Here is a 17,837-nt window from a genome sequence, read left to right as displayed (position 1 = left end):
CGCACGGATCTAAATGAGAGGTGCTGTGGATAATACCACACATCGACTCAACCAACTGTTACCAAGACACCATCCTTAATTGGTCTGGAGGATAATGGTAAATCTCTTGCAGGCACATTTTTCTTTCCGTTATTTTTGAGAATAAAAATCAATACACTTATCATATGTATACCTCCATGAAGATATTTCAACTTTAATATTTCTCTTAAAGGCTGATTCAAAAACAAATACGTAAGTCCTATTTAAGAAAACGCTTGAGCTAGGACTTATTTATATTTCAACAATAAAACAAAATAATGAGAAACTTGTGAAGAAAATGTCCGAGATTTAACAAAATTCAGCTTGTTCAATATTTGCGCGAAAAAAATTACTGTATTTGTCTGTACCAAACCACCAACCTGCACTTATTCGAGAAGGAATTGTAAATCCTGCAAATGTCTTTTCTTCTAAAACTTCTCCACCGAAGGGAATATAAGTATGGCTACCATCCTCTGTTTGATCTCCCCAACGCAGCACAAACATTTTTAACAGCTTACCGTTTGAGTCAATAGTAAAAGTTAAAGTTATAGGTTCACCATCAATTTTCATGCTGGCTTCGATATTATTATCATCAATCACTCGCCAATTAACACCATTTTGCGGCAATAAAGCCGAAGGTAGCCAGAAAGATTCTCCTGCAAATCTGCCAATACCTGAACGAGTAATATCTTGATTATGAGCATTTACAACTCGGATAATTCCCCATATTGAAAAACGCATTCGAGCAAAATTATTAAAGCAATAATCACCACCGATAAACTTCATCAAACCGCTACCAATTTTGGCTTTCCAGACAAATCCTTTGAATACTCTGATAATTTGTTCGGCTTGCATGGGTAGCCAAGGTTTATCTGGAGATAACCTAAAACTACCATTCATTTTTAATTTTACGGAATTTGCTAAGGAAGTCCCTGGTTCAATTGCGTGGAGAAAGTAACGCTGTACGGGTTGCGGTAATTCTGCAACCATTTCGGTGGTGAAAATAGAATTGCTTGGACTTGTTTCTAAGGAATGCCAAATTTTATTTACTTCCTTACGCTCCGTTAAAAATTTAAGATAAAGAGCAATCAATGAGAAAGCAATTAATGCAGCAATAATTGGTAAAATTTTGAGACGCATTTCAACCTCCCGAACTCAATTTAAATCAATTAAACAATAATTCGACGTAATATTCTGTCGATTGGTTTACCGAACATACGAACAACAATTCCACAAACTACGAACGATATGATAAATGTAACGAGCAGCAACATGACAAACATCTTTTTTACCTCTATTTTTTAGTTTAGCAATGGCCGCAACCGGCACATTTTCTTTGTCGGGAAGGCAAAACGGGGTGTGGATTTTCCTTTCCCGTTATTGCCGTTGCTGTGACACTTTGACTAATTTAAAAGGTAGTAATAGGGTTTGTAGTGTCACGCACCGGCCGAGTATTGTGACAATTGCGGCCATTCCTGTAGTTAAATAATGCAGTTTGTCACACAATTTTTTCTCTCTTAATTACCTAATATTTTTCTATTTGTATCGCCATTATTATCTAATAGCAAAAACAAAAATGCCCCAAAACCAAAAATATTTGCTACCGACATCATTAATCCCCCTAATAACGGAATTAAACCGATTAAACCTAAAATTAGCATTCCCATCAAAAATTGTTGTACGGGCGTTTTTTCTCTATCTTTCATATTTTTTTCTCCCAACCAAAGAGCTACTCCCAGAGTTCCGATGATGACTGCAACATAAGTCATCAAGCCAACTAAGGGTAATAGCGGAATTCCAATTAAGGTAATTGTGAGCAAAATTATTGATACAATTATGGCAAGTAAACCGCATAAACCCCATATTCCACTTTGTAAGGGATATTGATTAATAGTAGTTGCCAATTTATGTAGAAAATTCGGTCGCCACTTAATAATTAAAACACCGACAATAGCACCTAGAATCATTTTAAAAACATGAAAAGCACTACCAAAGAAATAGCGAACTAAAAAGCTATTAATTCCTCTTCTTTTAGTACCATAAACTCCCCATCCGCTCAGCGTACCGGAGGAACCAGCAATAGTAGCTCCCTCCTCCGCAATCACTTCACCTGCAACTGCATAAGCATCACCATCTACGCGGGCATTTTTTTGTAAAATCACATCCCCATCAATGGCGATCGCCGTTTGTCTGACTCTGGCACCTTCTTCAATCGTTACGTCTCCCCCGATAGCATGAGCGTTATCTACAACTGTATTTTTAGCAACCCTAACATCACCACCCAATCGAATAATATTTTCGTGATTGATATCAATATCAGCTTGTGCTAAAGCTATTGTGGAAAATATTGGTGCAAATAAAATAGCGCTAAAAATTGATATTAGCGGTAAAGTTAACCATTTTATTTTTGAATATTTCATAGCTTATTCCTGAGTCATTGCTGTTTGAATTTCTGTAAAGCCCCTTATGGGGAGATGGGGAGATGGGGAGATAAGGGGTAGTGAGGGTAGATAATTATCAACTACTCCCATGCCCCATGCCCAATTCAACCACTACACCAAGAATCATACATCCGAGTTTCCATAGCTTCTGGAAATTCTTCGCAGTATTCTTCAAAGGCAGTTTTAGGAATTCTCTTTGCTTCTTGATGGGCAATTTCCGCTTGCAGTTCATCAACAATATCCCAAGCAATAGCACACTCTTCCGAACGAGGAGAGGTTTCACTACAAGCAATGCGGGCTTTTTGGATTGCATCTTGAAGTTCTTGTTCTAATACTACTATCCGAGGTAATTCCAGAAACTTACTTTCATTAATGATATCGACGAGTGAAATTATACCCAGTAATTCTCCTTGAATCACGGGTGCCCTAAGTAAACGATATTGGGCAAACAACCGTGCTACATATTCCACGCCTAAATCGGGATTGACTACTATGCATGGTTTACTCATAACTTCGTACACGCGCACTAAAGAGGGATCTTTACCAAAGGCAATTACTTTGTAAACTATATCGGCTTCAGTAATAATGCCGTAAGCATCTTGTTCGTGACGACGTTCTACAATCAATGCGTGCCAATCTCTGGCTTGCATTAATTTAACTGCTTCTGCCACAGTTGCAGAACTACGAACGGTAGCAACATCTGTAGTCATAATGTCTGCTGCTCTCAACATAATCCACCTCCGTGGTATTTAGAATAATGTCTCAAACGTGGTTTTAATAGCCAAACCAAAACGATACCTGTAATCGAACTAATGACAATTCCCATTACTGCACCTGTAGCTACCGCAATCAAAGATGCATGAATGTTGAGTCCAAGTGGTTTATCAATTCCCGCACCGATAAAAGCGATTACCATGCCTAACCCGAAAGCCACAGCATTAGCAAATACCCACCAGATTGCTTGCTTATTTACAGTTTGGAAAATTAGCCATTGAGCATATCCGATTACTGTTCCGACAGCAGCACCTAGTAAAGCGACTTCTTCTATTAGCGTTACCATGTTCTGATGGAGATTGGCTGCATAAACAAGTCCGATAACAGCGCTTACCGTCAATCCCATGAACCAAGATATAAGCACTCCGGCTATTGTAAAGAAAATCCAGTAACTTGCGTGTCGGATGTAGCGACGTAAAACCAACCATTGAGCAAAGCCTAATAAAAATCCTTCCAAAGTCCCCAATAACAGCAAAACTTGGTATGTATTTTGATTACCGAACTTATCGATTGTTTGACTAAGATAAGCAGCCATAAACCAGCCTAGACTTTGAGCAATGGTATTTGCTATTACCCATGTTTCCCATAACTTCAAGCTGTTATTTTCTTTAAGTTGATAATACTTGTGCATGATATTTTCCATCCACCTTCGGTTTGCTGTAAGGGTAAAAAGTCAAAATTAGACTTTAGAAGGTTTGATTTATCTGTTTTAGCCCTCGTAAGCGATATTTTGGTTATATATGAATAATTTGAGGAACTTGTGAGTATCTGATTAAACAGCAACCCAAATTAAGAATCAGTAATTATTCCATCAAATTTCCACGAATGCAAAGCGCGTAATTGGGATGTTTTTTTCGATTGATGTTCCTGCATTCTTTTAAGCACATCATCTTTTATTTATAGGTAATAAATTTGAGAAACTTGTGAGGGGTGTTGATATCTCAATATGCTCACAAGTTCCTCATTTTTTTTATTTACAACGGAAGAATCGTGAAATATTTAAGGTGCTTCTGGATTTACGAGGTAAAAAGTCAGAAAAAGCCGAAAAACATTTACTTATAGCTACATCAATATTATTAAACTCACCATGAAAATTAAACAACAAAATCTCCAAGCTTATCTACAATTAGTTGAACAACTGCTAGGTTGTCCCCACGGTGAAGAGTGGACATTATTAGAACACAACGAACAATTGGTTACTCCCGAATTGGTACAAGTACTCGAACAACTTGCAGTACAAATGGCAGGAGAGGGGAAAGCAGATGCAGCCAAGTATTTACACCATTGGGCGAAACAAATAAATCACTTGTTTGAAGTAGCAGTTCATCATCAAGGTAGTGACGAAAAATCCCAAGCCTATCTAAAGTTAATTCAATCCTTGTTAGATTGTCCTAGTGGTTCGGAAGTAGATATATTAGCTGCAAACGAACAGTTAATAGACGCTAGTTTAGTAAAAATGATGAAGCAAGTAGCGGCTCAAATGGCGACACGTGATGAAGCAGAAGCCGCTCGTTTTTTGAGTAATCTAGCAGCAGAAATCGGTCGCAATTTGGTTCCAGTTGATAATTTCAAAGCCAACTTACAGAAAGATGTTTCCTTGACTGGTTTAGATAAAAACAACCGCTTTGTAAACTTTGAAAGATTCAACCAGCCGGTGACAAAAATTCCTCAACAAAAGCCAGAAACTACACCAGGAGAACCACAACTAGATGATTTAACCAAGCTCCCGATTGATGAAAGCCTTGCAGAAATATCCCAGTCATTGAGAAACCTTGAAGATATTGTTTTTTCAAGACTGCAACCGTCAAATCCTCTTTGGTATATGGATATATTAGAACGCGCTCAGGACAATGGTTGGGTGCTAACTACTGAAGAAGTAGAAGATTTGATTGGTGTAAAACCCAGATGTGAAGCGGGTAAAAATTCTTATCAACGCGGCTGCTGGGTATTTGTGAAAGCCGGTAAGATGGGTTCTCATACGGGTTGGAGGGTGATGAAGGAAGAGGTTGAGATGTCGGAAGAGGTTAGAGCATAATAGGTTCATAAACGAAGTTTGTGATAGAGGAGTTTAAGAATGGGGGTTAAAAGACAAGTTTTTGGCAGTTTAGCAGAAAGGAATTTTGATTATCAACTTAGTAAACAGTGGTCTAAAAACAATCATATCTATCATAATCTTCCGTTCTTAAATATTTTTTATATTGACGACCAGCTAATAAAAAAAATAGAAATTACAGATAACCAAATTGATTATCTAAAAAAAACAAGTATTGATTTTACTTTATGTAATAATCAAGATGAGCCTTTGATTTGTATAGAATTTGATGGAATGCAGCAAGGCTTCAATGTTGGGAATAAATACTATTGCAACAATAATATTAATAACTTAAGGAAAAAAAGTTTTGAATTAAAACTGAAAATAGCTCATAGTTTATCTTTTCCTTTTGTTGTTGTGAGCAGTAATGAATTTCAATATTTATCGAATGATATAAAACTATGTATAGTTGATGGAATTATTGTTCAGGCAATATCTTATCAAGTATTCGAGTCTGAGATGAAGCAGGTTTTTAATCCGCATAAATATGGCATGACTGAAGAAGAGTTTTTAGAATTACCTCTAAAAGAACAATATTATTTTGTTAAGAAAGATTGTCTTCATATAGAAGTAGATACTTACTTTAACAATAATCCAGTTTTCCAAAAGGCTTCCAAGCTTCACGAATCTTTAGGTGATCCTAGTTACTCATTAAAACCAGTAAAAGGCATTAATTTTCATATTTACCACGGAAGACAGTCTACTATTAACTTAAAAGAATATGGCATAGTAGAAGCAGAAATTATTTTACCCAAGTTTGATGTGCCTAAACTCTATATGGGGTCACTTGTTGATGAAATTTCTCGACTACTTGCTTGTAATAAAGCAATAAAATTTATGCAAAACTTTTAAGAATAAATTTTTATTTAATTAATTAAGCCAATTATTTAAACCGATTAATTTATCGAACCTATTTTTTTGTATGCAGATTACAATATCAAAGTGCGATTGACTTAAAGCCAATCGCACTTGTAATTCATTCATAAGCAAACACCAAACTAAACTAACTCATCATTTAGAACCGATAACCTAATCCTCCTTGCAAACTAACAGCATCAGCAGAGCTATTTTCATAGGCATCAATACCCCATTTTGCATCACCATAAACGATAAGGCGATCGCTAACTTCAGATTCTGCGCCAAGAGTAATTACAGCCGCATTCCTATTACCCAGAGGGGTGTTGTCGCCTTCGTCTGTAATCCAGGAATAACCAGCACCGAAGTAAAGGTTAGTATTGTCGGCAATAGGTGAATCGATAGTTAACATTGGCATAATTGCCGCAGCATCTCCACCGAATAAAAGCGCACCTCTTGCAGAAACTGGAGTTTCAGGAATTGCATAACGTCCTTGAACGTTACCACCAAATACTTCACCATCGTTTCCTTGTCCGCCGCTAGTAACACCTCCTGCGACACCAACACCGATATAACTACCATTCATACCCGTTTGAGCAGCAGCAATGGAGCCTGAAAGAATAACGGAGGTTGCAGCAAACAGGCTGATTGCTAAATTAAGAAATCTCATATTATCCTCCCGATATAAACTAAGTTAATTCTTAGCTATATCAATTAAAAGATTTATCTTGATGTAGGATTTGTTCTACATTTTCTTGATTCGATAGAAAGGAATATTTGCTCTTATCTACTTTTAAGATAACGAAAAAATATGAGAAACTTGTGAGTATATAAAACTGTTGCTTTTTGTAATCAGCACCTCAACGGCTACAAAATTGCTAACCCGACAATTTTGTCTCGTATTTCACACGAAGAAATAGAAAATTTATTTAAGGGCTATGGCTACACCCCTTATTTTGTTGAAGGTTCTGACTCAGAAAGTATGCACCAGGCAATGGCTGCTACGGTGGAACAGTGCGTTCAAAATATTAGAAATATTCAACGAGAAGCTCGTGTTTTGATGGTTTTAAAATCAATTCCCTAAGAAGTCTTATAAGTATTCATCACGTTGGAACAAATTGTGTAGCTTCTGAGATTTAATTTATATATTTTTTGTGAGTGAATAAATATACGCTTTCGCTTGAAGTTGAATTTTTATTATTTTTGATGATGTGTATTGATTAATTTAAACTTTGTATTCTAATACTGACCACTGTTACACAAGAAATAGTCATTCCCCGAACAAAAAAATTATCATAGTTCGCTATTAACAGAAAAATTCACACTCAAAGCTAATCTAATATTTAATAGAAAGAGCGCCGTCACTATGCAAATCGAAACCGATAAAGAATTTTGGACAAGGCAACTTGAAGAATGGCGCGAACTTGTGCGCCAAAGGGAATTAAAGAAACTCAATTCCTGTAACAATTCGCTTGTCAACAATAATGCGACGAACAAACCTGTTTAATATTCGCTTCTTATCATCTGGTGTCCTAGTCTCCCAAAATTCGCGATCGCAAAACATTTGGGATAATTCTTCTCTTACCAATAAGCTGTGTGTCGTTACCTTTTCATTTAAGCTAAGAATACTAGCGATTTGTTCGCGAATACCATCTTTCGCTTTTTCTACGAAGGGATTAACAGGTAATTTCTCTAATCCGGCTAAAGTTTCTCTAAGTTCTTTAACTTCTGTAGGTTCTTCCCGCTTCTCTTCCCCTAAATTCACCATCCCAGCAAGTCTGGTAGCTTCTTTTACCAGTAAATCTGCAACTTGTTCGTCAAGATGATCGCTGCGAATCATTTCTTTACGGTTGCATCTTCCCAAGGGAAAATAGCTGCACTGATAATAGTGGATTAATTTACCTCCCCTGTTAAGTTGTCCGGATGTGCGAGTTAATGCTCCCCCACAGTTAGAGCATTTTAATAAATTGGCGAAAGGGTTAACTTTCTTACTACCAACCCAACGATTATTAGCATTAGAGCGAATAGTCTTTTTAACTTGTTCGTGCTGCTCGCGGCTGATAATTCCTTCATGAGTATCCCAGTTACAATCCCATTTATCGAAATGGTTTAATTGCTTTCCCGATGGACTTTTGGTTGTCACGTTAAAAGGAGTTCCCCCAGCGTTAACTGGGTTAACCAAAAAATTCTTTAATCCGGATGGGGACCATTGTAAACTTCCCCAAGGGTATCTTTTGAAAGTATTCTTCTTATTTGATGAAAAATTAGCTTTATCTAAATTTTCTCTATCAATTACTTGTTTGTTAGTTTTCTTACTACTTCGGGCTTCAACTTTACTGGAAGTCCCAAACTTTTTATTAAGAGTATCGCAAGTTTTACGGACGCTACCACATTGATTCAATACCTCAAAAACGAATAAAGCTAATTCCCAAACTCGAAAACATCGCTTCTCCTCTAATAAACAAACGCACCAACTTTCATCTTTAACGTAACTATCGTTAACTACTTTCCACCCTAAAGGAGCGAACCTATGGCTTTTCCTCTGTGCCATTCTGTGCTTCCGTTCGGCACTGACGCGGCTAGACAACATTTTTATCTCAAATTTAGATGCTGCAAGTAAAATATCGACTGTTAATTCCCCACCCAAACTTTCGGTATCAATAGTTTGGTCGAGAGCTATTAACTTAATATCTTTACTCCGCAATACTTCCATTAAGCCGTAAAATAATTTTGACGAACTACCGATGCGGTCAATTCTGGTTACAATCAAATCGCTAACTGTACCTTTTGGAGCGGCTTTCAAATCGTGAATAAGTTGTTGTAGCCCGTCGCGAACTTCAGTAGTACGACTTTGGATATCCCAATAAAAACGCGCACATCCAGCATTTTTACCTCTTTCTAACTGCTTTTTAAGCGCATCTCGGTCTTCTTGCTGCTCAATACTAGATACTCGACCGTAAAACCATCTTTCGTTCATGGCATTTTAATTTCTGTTCTATAGAGAATATACCATGTCATTTCTAAACGCTGAAGAACCCACGGCAGTTGATTTAGTAACTGACTTTGGCGTTAACGTCCTATGGCATCCATCTTTAGGAATGGAGTTGGGTATTGATTTACAGACAATGTTATGGGAATGTCTTTTAGGTAAAAAACCTCTCGACATTCTAGTTTTTGAAGGTTCTGTAATCAATGCTCCCAACGGTACGGGAGAATGGAATAGATTCGCCGATCGCCCGATGAAAGATTGGTTGAGCGACCTTGCTCACGTTGCCAATTTTGTTGTAGCGGTGGGAGACTGTGCTTGCTGGGGAGGAATTCCCGCAATGGCTCCAAATCCCACCGATTCAACCGGATTGCAATATCTCAAACGAGAAGAAGGCGGATTTTTAGGTAAAGATTTTCGGTCAAAGTCTGGTTTACCCGTGATAAATATTCCCGGCTGCCCAGCCCACCCTGACTGGATAACTCAAATTTTGGTCGCGATCGCAACTGGCAGAATCGGCGATATTGTTCTTGATGACCTGCATCGTCCGCAAACTTTCTTCAACACATATACACAGACAGGTTGCACGAGAAACATACATTTTGCTTACAAAGCATCCACCACAGAATTTGGTCAGCGTAAAGGATGCCTATTTTATGATATTGGGTGTCGCGGACCCATGACTCATTCTTCCTGCAATCGCATCTTATGGAATCGCGTCTCATCAAAAACCCGCGCCGGAGTACCTTGTTTGGGATGCACCGAACCAGAATTTCCCTTTTACGATCTTAAACCGGGAACTGTATTCAAAACTCAAACTGTATTAGGAGTTCCTAAAGATTTACCAACAGGAGTAAATAAGAAAGACTACGCTGTTTTAACAATGGCAGCAAAAGACTCAATGCCAGCTTGGGCAGAAGAAGACTTTTTTACAGTCTAAAATTTGGGAATTGGGCATGGGAGATAATGATTAATTTTTAACTCCCTACTAACTACTAACTACCAACAAAATTATGACAGTAGAAACATTAGACATTTCGCCTCTCGGAAGAGTTGAAGGCGATTTAGATGTAAGAGTTGATATCGATGATGGACAAGTCGTCAACGCTTGGACGCACGCGGAATTATTTCGCGGATTTGAAGTGATTTTGCGGGGTAAAGATCCACAGGCTGGGTTAATCGTGACACCCCGTGTTTGCGGTATCTGCGGCGCTTCACATTTGACTAGTGGAGCTTGGGCTTTAGATACTGCATGGAAAACTGAAGTTCCGCGCAATGCTATTTTGGCGAGAAACATCGGTCAGATTGTCGAGACTATACAGAGTATTCCCCGCTATTTCTATGGACTTTTTGCGATCGATCTAACTAATAAAAAGTATCGGCACAGCCATTTCTATCAAGAAGCTTGTCGCCGTTTTGCACCGTTTACGGGTAAGTCTTATGAAATTGGCATCACCATTTCTAGCAAACCCGTGGAAATTTACGCTTTGTTTGGCGGACAATGGCCCCACAGCAGTTATATGGTGCCTGGTGGGGTGATGTGCGCTCCGACTTTAACTGACGTAACCCGTGCTTGGTCAATTCTGGAATATTTTCGTACTAATTGGCTCGAACCAGTTTGGTTGGGTTGTTCTTTGGAACGTTACGAAGAAATCCAAACCTATGAAGATTTTATGAATTGGCTCGATGAAAGTCCAAATCATGCTAATTCGGATTTGGGTTTTTATTGGCGGATGGGTTTGGATATCGGGTTGCATAAATATGGTGCGGGTTTGGGTAAATACGTTACTTGGGGATATTTACCTCATGAAGTCAAATACCAAAATCCCACCGTTGAAGGACGAAATGCCGCTATGATTATGAAGAGTGGGGTGTATGACAGCTACAGCGATACTCACACTCCGATGAATCACGGCTTCGTCCGCGAAAACACCACGCATTCCTGGTATGACGAAGGTACGGGGGACGTTCACCCTTACGATCGCAATACTCGACCTACTCAAAACAATAAGAAAGATTTTGAGAATGCCTATTCCTGGGGAACTGCGGTAACTCACATCGATTACGGACGCTTAGAAGCTGGCCCGTTAGCGCGTCAATTGGTAGCAGGTGGTACTCACGGGGAAACTTGGCAACATTATGATGGATTTATCCTTGATGCTTTTAAGCAAATGGGTGGTGCTAGTATCCATATACGTCAGCTAGCAAGAGTCCACGAAGTTGTTAAGCTTTACCGTCAAGCCGAGCGTTGTTTGAAAGAATTTCGTTTAAATGATTCTTGGTATATCAAGCCAAAAGAACAAGACGGACGCGGTTGGGGTGCTACCGAAGCATCGCGAGGAGCTTTGTGTCACTGGATAGATATCGAAGGTGGCAAGATTAAAAATTATCAAATTATGGCTCCTTCGACTTGGAATATCGGCCCTCGTGACGGTGAAGGAAAACGCGGCCCCATCGAAGAAGCTTTGATAGGTACACCTGTTTTTGACTCAACAGATCCAGTGGAAATAGGTCATGTAGCTCGTTCGTTCGATTCTTGTTTGGTATGTACCGTACACGCTCACGACGCGAAAACGGGTGAAGAATTAGCGCGTTTTCGGACTGCATAATACCTAACCCCCAACCCCTTTCCCTTGCAGGGAAGGGGCAAGATTTTAACAATTAAAGCCTCTCTCCTGCTCCGGAGAGAGGTTTGGAGAGAGGTTTTTCTTTCTTATTCCCTACACAAATACAATTCATACAAAAATAAACCATGCCCAAAGCATTACACGAACATTTTGCCAATCTTCCCGAGGCAGCACTTCAAGAATTTACCCAGTGGTGCGTTACTCAACAAGCAAGGGAAGCGGGATACGAATTTACTCCTAATGAAACAAAATTAGGAGAATTACCAACAGAAGACTATATTCCTGAACTTGTCGGTCAATTTATGGATATGACAAGAAAGGATATCAGAACTGGATTGGTAGCAACATTTGCTGGAAAGCAAGCTGATAACCATTCCTTATCTGGCTTACCAGCAATGGTTGATTTTGTTTCACTTTACGTTAAGCATTTGTTTCCTGCTGAGGGAAATGACGAAAAACAAGCGGAAGAATTAATAACCAAAGCTTCCGAGCAGCAGTTTGAAAAGCTTTCTCAAATTGCTCAAGAACATAACGTTAAATTGTCGGCATAAGTAATAGTACTAGCCAAAGCTCTGTTCCATTAATTTTGACCTGTACTAATCGGTTCGTAGTAAGCGCTGTCTTCGCTCGGATTTAGGACTAAAGTCCCAACTACAAACCCATCAAAAAATAGTAGTCTTAAATAATTGAAAAATTATCAACCCGGTTTTGGCGAAAAACCGGGTTTTTTATGTAAAATCCGTATCTTTAACTAATCAATAAAAATTTCTCAAATAAAATTAGTTATTTTCTACACTTGTATGTATCGCTTAATTCATGTTAATCAATCGATAACATATATTAGCTAAACTAGTATATTTATAGATTTAATATAGTGAAAACCTTGCTCCCAAAGCATTTTAGGTAGATTTATTTTGAGTCCACAATCGGCTCAAAACGGTTATTCTCATCTATAATGCTGTTGGTAGAACTACTATAAGTAAATGTTTAAAGTTTTGTAAAATCGTTGACTATTTACACTGAAGTCAGTTACAACCAATAAAGAAATCATCACATTTAATCTGTTCCCTTTAAATCTACTTAAGCCACACAGTTTAAGCTATGAAGGCTAAGTGGAAAATTAACAGAATTAGCGCTTCTTGAAACAGAAATATTTCTTTCCAAGAAGATAAATGCAAATGTTATAAATGCTTATTGTTAATAGCTTCTGCTTAAGTTTAAATACTTATGAGCTATTAACTCCAGCTTTGCTGTATCTACTTACTCAATCTCAACCAACAATTTCAGCAATTTATCCACGGAGCGTAAATTAAGATGTCTAATTTAATTCAAAACGTACTAGATAGCCACGAAAAAAAGAATTTGCGTGAATTTACTAGTCTATTGCGTCAATCCGAAAAGCGTTATCTACTTCGTAACGACGTTTTGATTGCTTTTTATAAATATTGCGATATCGACGAAGATAATAAGGATTTATATAGCAACTCGGATTTAGGTAAGTTAGTTTACTCAACTCAAGAAATTATTTTAGACAACGAAAGTGTTTATTTAGTCATTCGTCCTAAAATCGCGACTCAAGAAGCTTATCGTCTGTTGGACGATCTAACGTTAGAACCTATAGATATTCAAGAGTTACTCAATTTACGAGACAAACTGCTTGATTCTAATTATTCTCAAGACGATGTATTAAAAATTGATTTTCAACCTTTGTTAGATTGCTCTCCGAGCCTCCGAGACTCAAACAAAATTGGTAATGGAGTTGATTATCTCAATCGCTATTTATCCAGTAAATTGTTTGATGGCAATTGCGGTACTTGCCAAGAAGCTTTGTTCAACTTTCTCAAGCTGCACAAATATAACAATCAACAGCTATTAATTAACGAACGCATCAACAATAAATCTCAGCTATCTGAAAAAGTAAAACGAGTAATTGACCTTTTAGACAAATATCCGGCTCATACATCCTTTGAAAACTTTCGCTTTGAATTACGCAGTTTTGGATTTGAACCTGGTTGGGGAAATACTGCTGCAAGGGCACGGGAAACTCTGGAATTACTCTCGCAATTAATTGATTCGGCAGACGATGAAATCTTAGAAAAATTCATGTCCCGAATTCCGTTGATTTTCAAGGTTTTGGTAACTTCTCCCCACGGATGGTTTGGACAACAAGTCGTTTATGTTCTCGATCGGGTAAAGGAATTAGAAAAACAAATCGAGGAAAATGCCAAACTTGGTGGACTTGATGTACTTGGTAAAATCGAACAGAAAATAATTGTACTTACACGTTTGATTCCAAATAGCGAAGATGCCAGTTGCGAACGAAGATTAGAAAAAATATACGGTAGTAAAAACTGCTGGATTTTACGAGTTCCTTTCCGCGAATCTCAACCAGAAATTACTCAAAATTGGATTTCTCGCTTTGAAATCTATCCTTATTTAGAATCTTTTGCTACTGATTCGGAAAGAGAATTATTAGCAGAGTTTGCAGGTAAGCCAGATTTAATCGTTGGTAATTACACTAACGGTAAACTAAATCGAAAAGCTTTATCAAATTATCGATAAGTACAATTTACAAGGTAAAATCCGCTGGTTGGAAGTGCGGTTAACAAAAAGCGACTCCGGAGAAATAAGCAGGATAATCGGCGATCGCCAAGGTATTTTTGTTCAACCAGCGTTGTTTGAAGCTTTCGGTTTAACAGTACTCGAAGCAATGATTAACGGACTTCCCATTTTCGCAACTCGCTTTGGAGGACTTTTAGAAATCATCCAAGACAAAGTTAACTGGAATGAATTTTCCCAAAAAGGTATCTAGCGAGTTTACGATAACTACACCTGGAAGATTCACTCCAACCGCTTACTATCTCTCGCAAAAACCTTTAGTTTGTACAATTATATTTCTGGAGACAACTGCGAAAATATGTTGCGCTATGTAGAGTCATTATTCCACTGACTTTACAAGCCCCGCGCTAAAGCTTTGTTAGAAGAGCATACCACCAGCGTTGGTTAATACGTTAATTCATATCTAATAATGTAGAGAGGTAGCAGTGCTACGCCTCCTTTTAATATTCCCTATTCTCTATTCCCTATTCCCTGTTCCCTACTCTCTTTAATACCCAACTTTTGTAAATCTGCATACTAAAAAATATCTTTATAGATGTTAATCGAAATGTTAATAAATTATTTTTATTTTATTTTTCTTTCAAAATAAAAAAATATTGTTCAAAAAGTATGTAGAATAGGAAAACAAACAAAATGGCTGAACTGATAAATCTAGCTTCTTAAGGGTTATTTATATAATTCTGTGTAAATCTGGCAATAAGGCGCGTAAACCTGTTTTGTCCCGCTCCACGTCTATATGTTCGTCGATCGTTCTGGCGGTAAAGAATTTACCTATAAGAACGATGGAATTCAAAAATAATAATTGTAGATGATTAATGACCAAAAAAACCTCACAATTATTGGTTGCGGAAACCTTAACCGCAATGATGATGCCGTAGGCGTAATTATAGCTCAACGCCTACAGCAATATCTCGCCACATATCCTCATCCCCATGTGAAAGTTTATGACTGCGGAACCGCAGGGATGGAAGTCATGTTCAAAGCAAGAGGTAGCAAACACCTAATAATTATTGATGCGAGTTCGACTAATTCCGAACCAGGTGCTGTATTTAAAGTTCCAGGCAAAGAGTTGGAAGCTCTATCAGAACCCAGTTACAACTTACATGATTTTCGCTGGGATAATGCAATAGCTGCTGGAAAAAAAATATATCAAGACGATTTTCCCCTTTTTGTCACTGTCTATTTAATTGAAGCAGCAAATCTTGATTTTGGTTGGGAGTTGAGTCATGCCGTAAAGCATTCAGCCGATGTCGTGTTTGAACAAATTAAGGTAATCATTGGGAAATAGCAGGTCGTGTGATGGCACTGTTTCAAGCTGAGTCTTGGTGATAAACAGATAATTCATCTACCCTCATTTCAAAAGGCATTCCTTCGCTACTGGGGGGACAAACGCGAATTTTGGCATTGCTAGTAATATTGTCTAGTAATGATGCCATTGCTACCATTTTTTGTAAAACCCGCCAGTTGGTAACTTGATCCGGACATTCAATCACCAGAGTCATTGCAGAGGTATGGGTACTAACATACCAGCGACAGACAGATAACAAATCGCGAATTTTGCGATCGCAGTTTTCGTAGAAGAACTTACTTAAAGATTTTTCCAACTGCTGACGCAATATAATATCTGCCGATGAAGGTTGAAATGGCCCCAAATCATCATTCTGAAAGAAATACTTATTGTTCATTTGTTTAGAGTGTTTATTGATTCTTTCAAACTCAAATTACAATAGCATAGATCGAATATTGAACTGTAGCCAAATATTCTATATTTTCTCTTGGCATAAAATACTGCTATACAAGCAATAATCAAAAACCAAAAAATTAGCTAAATACATATTTAGCCAAAGAATATTTACTTACAATCAATATTTCTATAATCGAATACTCCCTCAACTATTATAATCACATACAATCAATAGAGTTAGTATATGATTAAAAAAAATGTTCAGTTACGGATAAATAACCTATCCTTTAACCTTTTAACATTCAATTCACTTGCTTAACTTAATCCTTACCTTTATGTAAAAAATGGTTAGATTTTCCACATAGTTGATGATAGAAGCATTATTAGTTATTTTTTGTTCATCGCGTAAAATACACAAATAAATTGATGTAATAAATAAACGATTGCAGTCATGAAGGGTAAAAAATTATAGGAAAAACAACCCTTGCGTCGATCGCATTTTGGGGATAATCCTATTGTTTGGTCGATGGAAAGATTCCTCTGTAAGGGTTTTCCAATGTTTGTCAAAGGCAGATGCGAGCTTTGTTAGCGGTAATATTAATTACTACTACTCACTCCCTTCAGGTCGGATTCTCTTAAGGATATTATTTTTGAGAGTTATCCAACAAGTCAAACAATTTTTACTGTAGCTGCCTAAATTGATATCAATACTAAATTGATGACAATCGAAAAACAAATGTAAATATCTGTTCCGAACATAAATTGAAGTAGTAATTGTACTTAGATAGTGTCCGCTATAAAAAAAGCAATATCTCACGCTTAGGGAATCTATGTTTTGAGCTAGACCTATAATAAACACAACAAATAAAAAAAAAGAATCCACCGATACTATTTTTTTGTAACATATAAATTTGTCAGCTAATTAACGATAATTATTCGCAATATTTATAGCGGTAAGAGAAGAGTAGAAAGTGGAATAAAGGCTTTAATTGCTGATTGAATTTTTGCCTACAGCAAAGCTGCCTCGTCACAATTACAATTTATTTTTTACGTGCGACAATGTGAAAAATATGCCAATGCTTTTCCTTGCCTAAAGCAGTTTTGCCCAGATGATCTTCTTCCTTGAGTAATTCGATTTCAAAAGGTTTTAAAAATAATTTGACATCCGATAAGGTATGATGGTTCATAGTAGAATCAGTTGCCCATGAATCGCGATCGCCAAACAAATGACCGCTGAAACGACCGCCGCGAGCTAAACTACAGACGATTTTGCTCCATAAATCGGGAAAACTTTTCGGTTCGCAAAATGGAAGGCTAAAGCTAGCGTTGATTAAATTAACAGCAAAAGATAACTGAATATTTTCAAACTGAGCAACATGAGTTTGTAAAAGCTCCGTATTGATATCGGAACGCTGTAACAACTCGGTAATAGCTTCTTGTTCGCCGTCAATAGCCATAACATTCCAACCCCGACGCAGCAATTCCACCGTATCTCGCCCTTCTCCACAGCCCAAATCAACAGCTATTTTCGATTCAGCTTGAGGAGTATCTCGTTCAAAATTTGTCAAAGCAGTGAGTAGAGTTTCTCTGGGTGGACGATTCGCAACAGCTTTGTAATAATCCGACCAACTCCGAGGAGCAACATCATTCATAGATTGATCATCCTTTGATTTTGACATTTTGTTAAAGTTAATACACGTAAATTAAAGTAAAGAATGATTGAATAATCATGAAGAAAAGT

14 protein-coding genes and 2 pseudogenes are annotated in these 17,837 nt (G+C 37.6%); 8 read left to right on the top strand and 8 right to left on the bottom strand.

Annotation, left to right across the window (positions count from 1 at the left end):
- Positions 1–327: 327 nt before the first annotated feature.
- The 4 genes from ACM03V_RS31335 to ACM03V_RS31320 form a co-directional block, all read right to left on the bottom strand.
- The gene (locus ACM03V_RS31335) at positions 328–1,158 is read right to left on the bottom strand and encodes a DUF6920 family protein (protein WP_414624717.1); all 831 of its coding nucleotides are present in this window, start codon (positions 1,156–1,158) and stop codon (positions 328–330) included.
- A 377-nt stretch (positions 1,159–1,535) separates the two neighbouring features.
- Positions 1,536–2,438, bottom strand: coding sequence for a hypothetical protein (locus tag ACM03V_RS31330; RefSeq protein WP_414624716.1), 903 nt, complete (start codon positions 2,436–2,438; stop codon positions 1,536–1,538).
- Positions 2,439–2,563: 125 nt separating this feature from the next.
- Positions 2,564–3,190 carry a CP12 domain-containing protein gene (locus tag ACM03V_RS31325; RefSeq protein ID WP_414624715.1) on the bottom strand — a complete coding sequence of 209 codons (627 nt, stop codon included), beginning with the start codon at positions 3,188–3,190 and terminating at the stop codon, positions 2,564–2,566.
- Positions 3,184–3,864: a hypothetical protein gene (locus tag ACM03V_RS31320; RefSeq protein ID WP_414624714.1), complete on the bottom strand. Its 681-nt coding sequence runs from the start codon at positions 3,862–3,864 to the stop codon at positions 3,184–3,186. The genes ACM03V_RS31325 and ACM03V_RS31320 overlap by 7 nt, the downstream gene beginning before the upstream one ends.
- 456 nt (positions 3,865–4,320) lie before the next feature.
- On the opposite strand from ACM03V_RS31320, the gene ACM03V_RS31315 reads away from it, so the two are divergent.
- Both ACM03V_RS31315 and ACM03V_RS31310 read left to right on the top strand, forming a co-directional pair.
- A complete protein-coding gene (locus ACM03V_RS31315) occupies positions 4,321–5,268 on the top strand; it encodes a hypothetical protein (RefSeq protein ID WP_414624713.1) in 948 nt (315 codons plus the stop codon).
- A gap of 39 nt (positions 5,269–5,307) precedes the next feature.
- Positions 5,308–6,177, top strand: coding sequence for a hypothetical protein (locus ACM03V_RS31310; protein WP_414624712.1), 870 nt, complete (start codon positions 5,308–5,310; stop codon positions 6,175–6,177).
- Positions 6,178–6,340: 163 nt separating this feature from the next.
- On the opposite strand, the gene ACM03V_RS31305 is transcribed toward ACM03V_RS31310, so the two are convergent.
- Positions 6,341–6,850 carry an outer membrane beta-barrel protein gene (locus tag ACM03V_RS31305; RefSeq protein WP_414624711.1) on the bottom strand — a complete coding sequence of 170 codons (510 nt, stop codon included), beginning with the start codon at positions 6,848–6,850 and terminating at the stop codon, positions 6,341–6,343.
- 186 nt (positions 6,851–7,036) lie between these two features.
- Here ACM03V_RS31305 and ACM03V_RS31300 point away from each other — a divergent pair.
- A pseudogene (locus tag ACM03V_RS31300) lies at positions 7,037–7,234 on the top strand (hypothetical protein); the annotation flags it as partial.
- 387 nt (positions 7,235–7,621) lie between these two features.
- On the opposite strand, the gene xisF reads toward ACM03V_RS31300, so the two are convergent.
- A complete protein-coding gene (gene xisF / locus ACM03V_RS31295; RefSeq protein WP_414624710.1) occupies positions 7,622–9,157 on the bottom strand; it encodes a fdxN element excision recombinase XisF in 1,536 nt (511 codons plus the stop codon).
- 34 nt (positions 9,158–9,191) lie between these two features.
- Here xisF and ACM03V_RS31290 point away from each other — a divergent pair, with 34 nt between their 5' ends.
- The 5 genes and pseudogenes from ACM03V_RS31290 to ACM03V_RS31270 all read left to right on the top strand — a co-directional run bounded on the left by ACM03V_RS31290 (position 9,192) and on the right by ACM03V_RS31270 (position 15,700).
- Entirely contained in the window at positions 9,192–10,106 is a 915-nt protein-coding gene (locus tag ACM03V_RS31290) for a hydrogenase (RefSeq protein ID WP_414624709.1), read from the top strand.
- Positions 10,107–10,179: 73 nt separating this feature from the next.
- On the top strand, positions 10,180–11,775 hold the full coding sequence (locus ACM03V_RS31285) for a nickel-dependent hydrogenase large subunit (RefSeq protein ID WP_414624708.1): 1,596 nt from the start codon (positions 10,180–10,182) through the stop codon (positions 11,773–11,775).
- Between the two features lie 143 nt (positions 11,776–11,918).
- Positions 11,919–12,344 (top strand): hypothetical protein, encoded by a 426-nt coding sequence (locus ACM03V_RS31280; protein ID WP_414624707.1) that lies wholly within the window; start codon positions 11,919–11,921, stop codon positions 12,342–12,344.
- Between the two features lie 763 nt (positions 12,345–13,107).
- A pseudogene (locus tag ACM03V_RS31275) lies at positions 13,108–14,743 on the top strand (glycosyltransferase).
- Positions 14,744–15,220: 477 nt separating this feature from the next.
- Positions 15,221–15,700: a hydrogenase maturation protease gene (locus tag ACM03V_RS31270; RefSeq protein WP_414624706.1), complete on the top strand. Its 480-nt coding sequence runs from the start codon at positions 15,221–15,223 to the stop codon at positions 15,698–15,700.
- A 22-nt stretch (positions 15,701–15,722) separates the two neighbouring features.
- Here the strand turns inward: ACM03V_RS31270 and ACM03V_RS31265 are convergent, their stop codons facing one another.
- Positions 15,723–16,097, bottom strand: coding sequence for a hypothetical protein (locus ACM03V_RS31265; RefSeq protein ID WP_414624705.1), 375 nt, complete (start codon positions 16,095–16,097; stop codon positions 15,723–15,725).
- A 1,039-nt stretch (positions 16,098–17,136) separates the two neighbouring features.
- Positions 17,137–17,775, bottom strand: coding sequence for a class I SAM-dependent methyltransferase (locus ACM03V_RS31260; RefSeq protein WP_414624704.1), 639 nt, complete (start codon positions 17,773–17,775; stop codon positions 17,137–17,139).
- Between the last annotated feature and the right edge of the window lie 62 nt (positions 17,776–17,837).

This window comes from Calothrix sp. CCY 0018 (assembly GCF_963920925.1).
GTDB lineage: Bacteria > Cyanobacteriota > Cyanobacteriia > Cyanobacteriales > Nostocaceae > Rivularia.
The sequence above is the reverse complement of the archived record's forward strand: the minus strand, read 5'-3'. Positions and strand labels throughout refer to the sequence as shown.

What these genes read in the sequence shown, in the direction of transcription:
- ACM03V_RS31335 (WP_414624717.1), bottom strand. Translation starts at nt 1,158, where the DNA reads ATGCGTCTCAAAATTTTACCAATTATTGCTGCATTAATTGCTTTCTCA.
- ACM03V_RS31330 (WP_414624716.1), bottom strand. Translation starts at nt 2,438, where the DNA reads ATGAAATATTCAAAAATAAAATGGTTAACTTTACCGCTAATATCAATT.
- ACM03V_RS31325 (WP_414624715.1), bottom strand. Translation starts at nt 3,190, where the DNA reads ATGTTGAGAGCAGCAGACATTATGACTACAGATGTTGCTACCGTTCGT.
- ACM03V_RS31320 (WP_414624714.1), bottom strand. Translation starts at nt 3,864, where the DNA reads ATGCACAAGTATTATCAACTTAAAGAAAATAACAGCTTGAAGTTATGG.
- ACM03V_RS31315 (WP_414624713.1), top strand. Translation starts at nt 4,321, where the DNA reads ATGAAAATTAAACAACAAAATCTCCAAGCTTATCTACAATTAGTTGAA.
- ACM03V_RS31310 (WP_414624712.1), top strand. Translation starts at nt 5,308, where the DNA reads ATGGGGGTTAAAAGACAAGTTTTTGGCAGTTTAGCAGAAAGGAATTTT.
- ACM03V_RS31305 (WP_414624711.1), bottom strand. Translation starts at nt 6,850, where the DNA reads ATGAGATTTCTTAATTTAGCAATCAGCCTGTTTGCTGCAACCTCCGTT.
- xisF (WP_414624710.1), bottom strand. Translation starts at nt 9,157, where the DNA reads ATGAACGAAAGATGGTTTTACGGTCGAGTATCTAGTATTGAGCAGCAA.
- ACM03V_RS31290 (WP_414624709.1), top strand. Translation starts at nt 9,192, where the DNA reads ATGTCATTTCTAAACGCTGAAGAACCCACGGCAGTTGATTTAGTAACT.
- ACM03V_RS31285 (WP_414624708.1), top strand. Translation starts at nt 10,180, where the DNA reads ATGACAGTAGAAACATTAGACATTTCGCCTCTCGGAAGAGTTGAAGGC.
- ACM03V_RS31280 (WP_414624707.1), top strand. Translation starts at nt 11,919, where the DNA reads ATGCCCAAAGCATTACACGAACATTTTGCCAATCTTCCCGAGGCAGCA.
- ACM03V_RS31270 (WP_414624706.1), top strand. Translation starts at nt 15,221, where the DNA reads ATGATTAATGACCAAAAAAACCTCACAATTATTGGTTGCGGAAACCTT.
- ACM03V_RS31265 (WP_414624705.1), bottom strand. Translation starts at nt 16,097, where the DNA reads ATGAACAATAAGTATTTCTTTCAGAATGATGATTTGGGGCCATTTCAA.
- ACM03V_RS31260 (WP_414624704.1), bottom strand. Translation starts at nt 17,775, where the DNA reads ATGTCAAAATCAAAGGATGATCAATCTATGAATGATGTTGCTCCTCGG.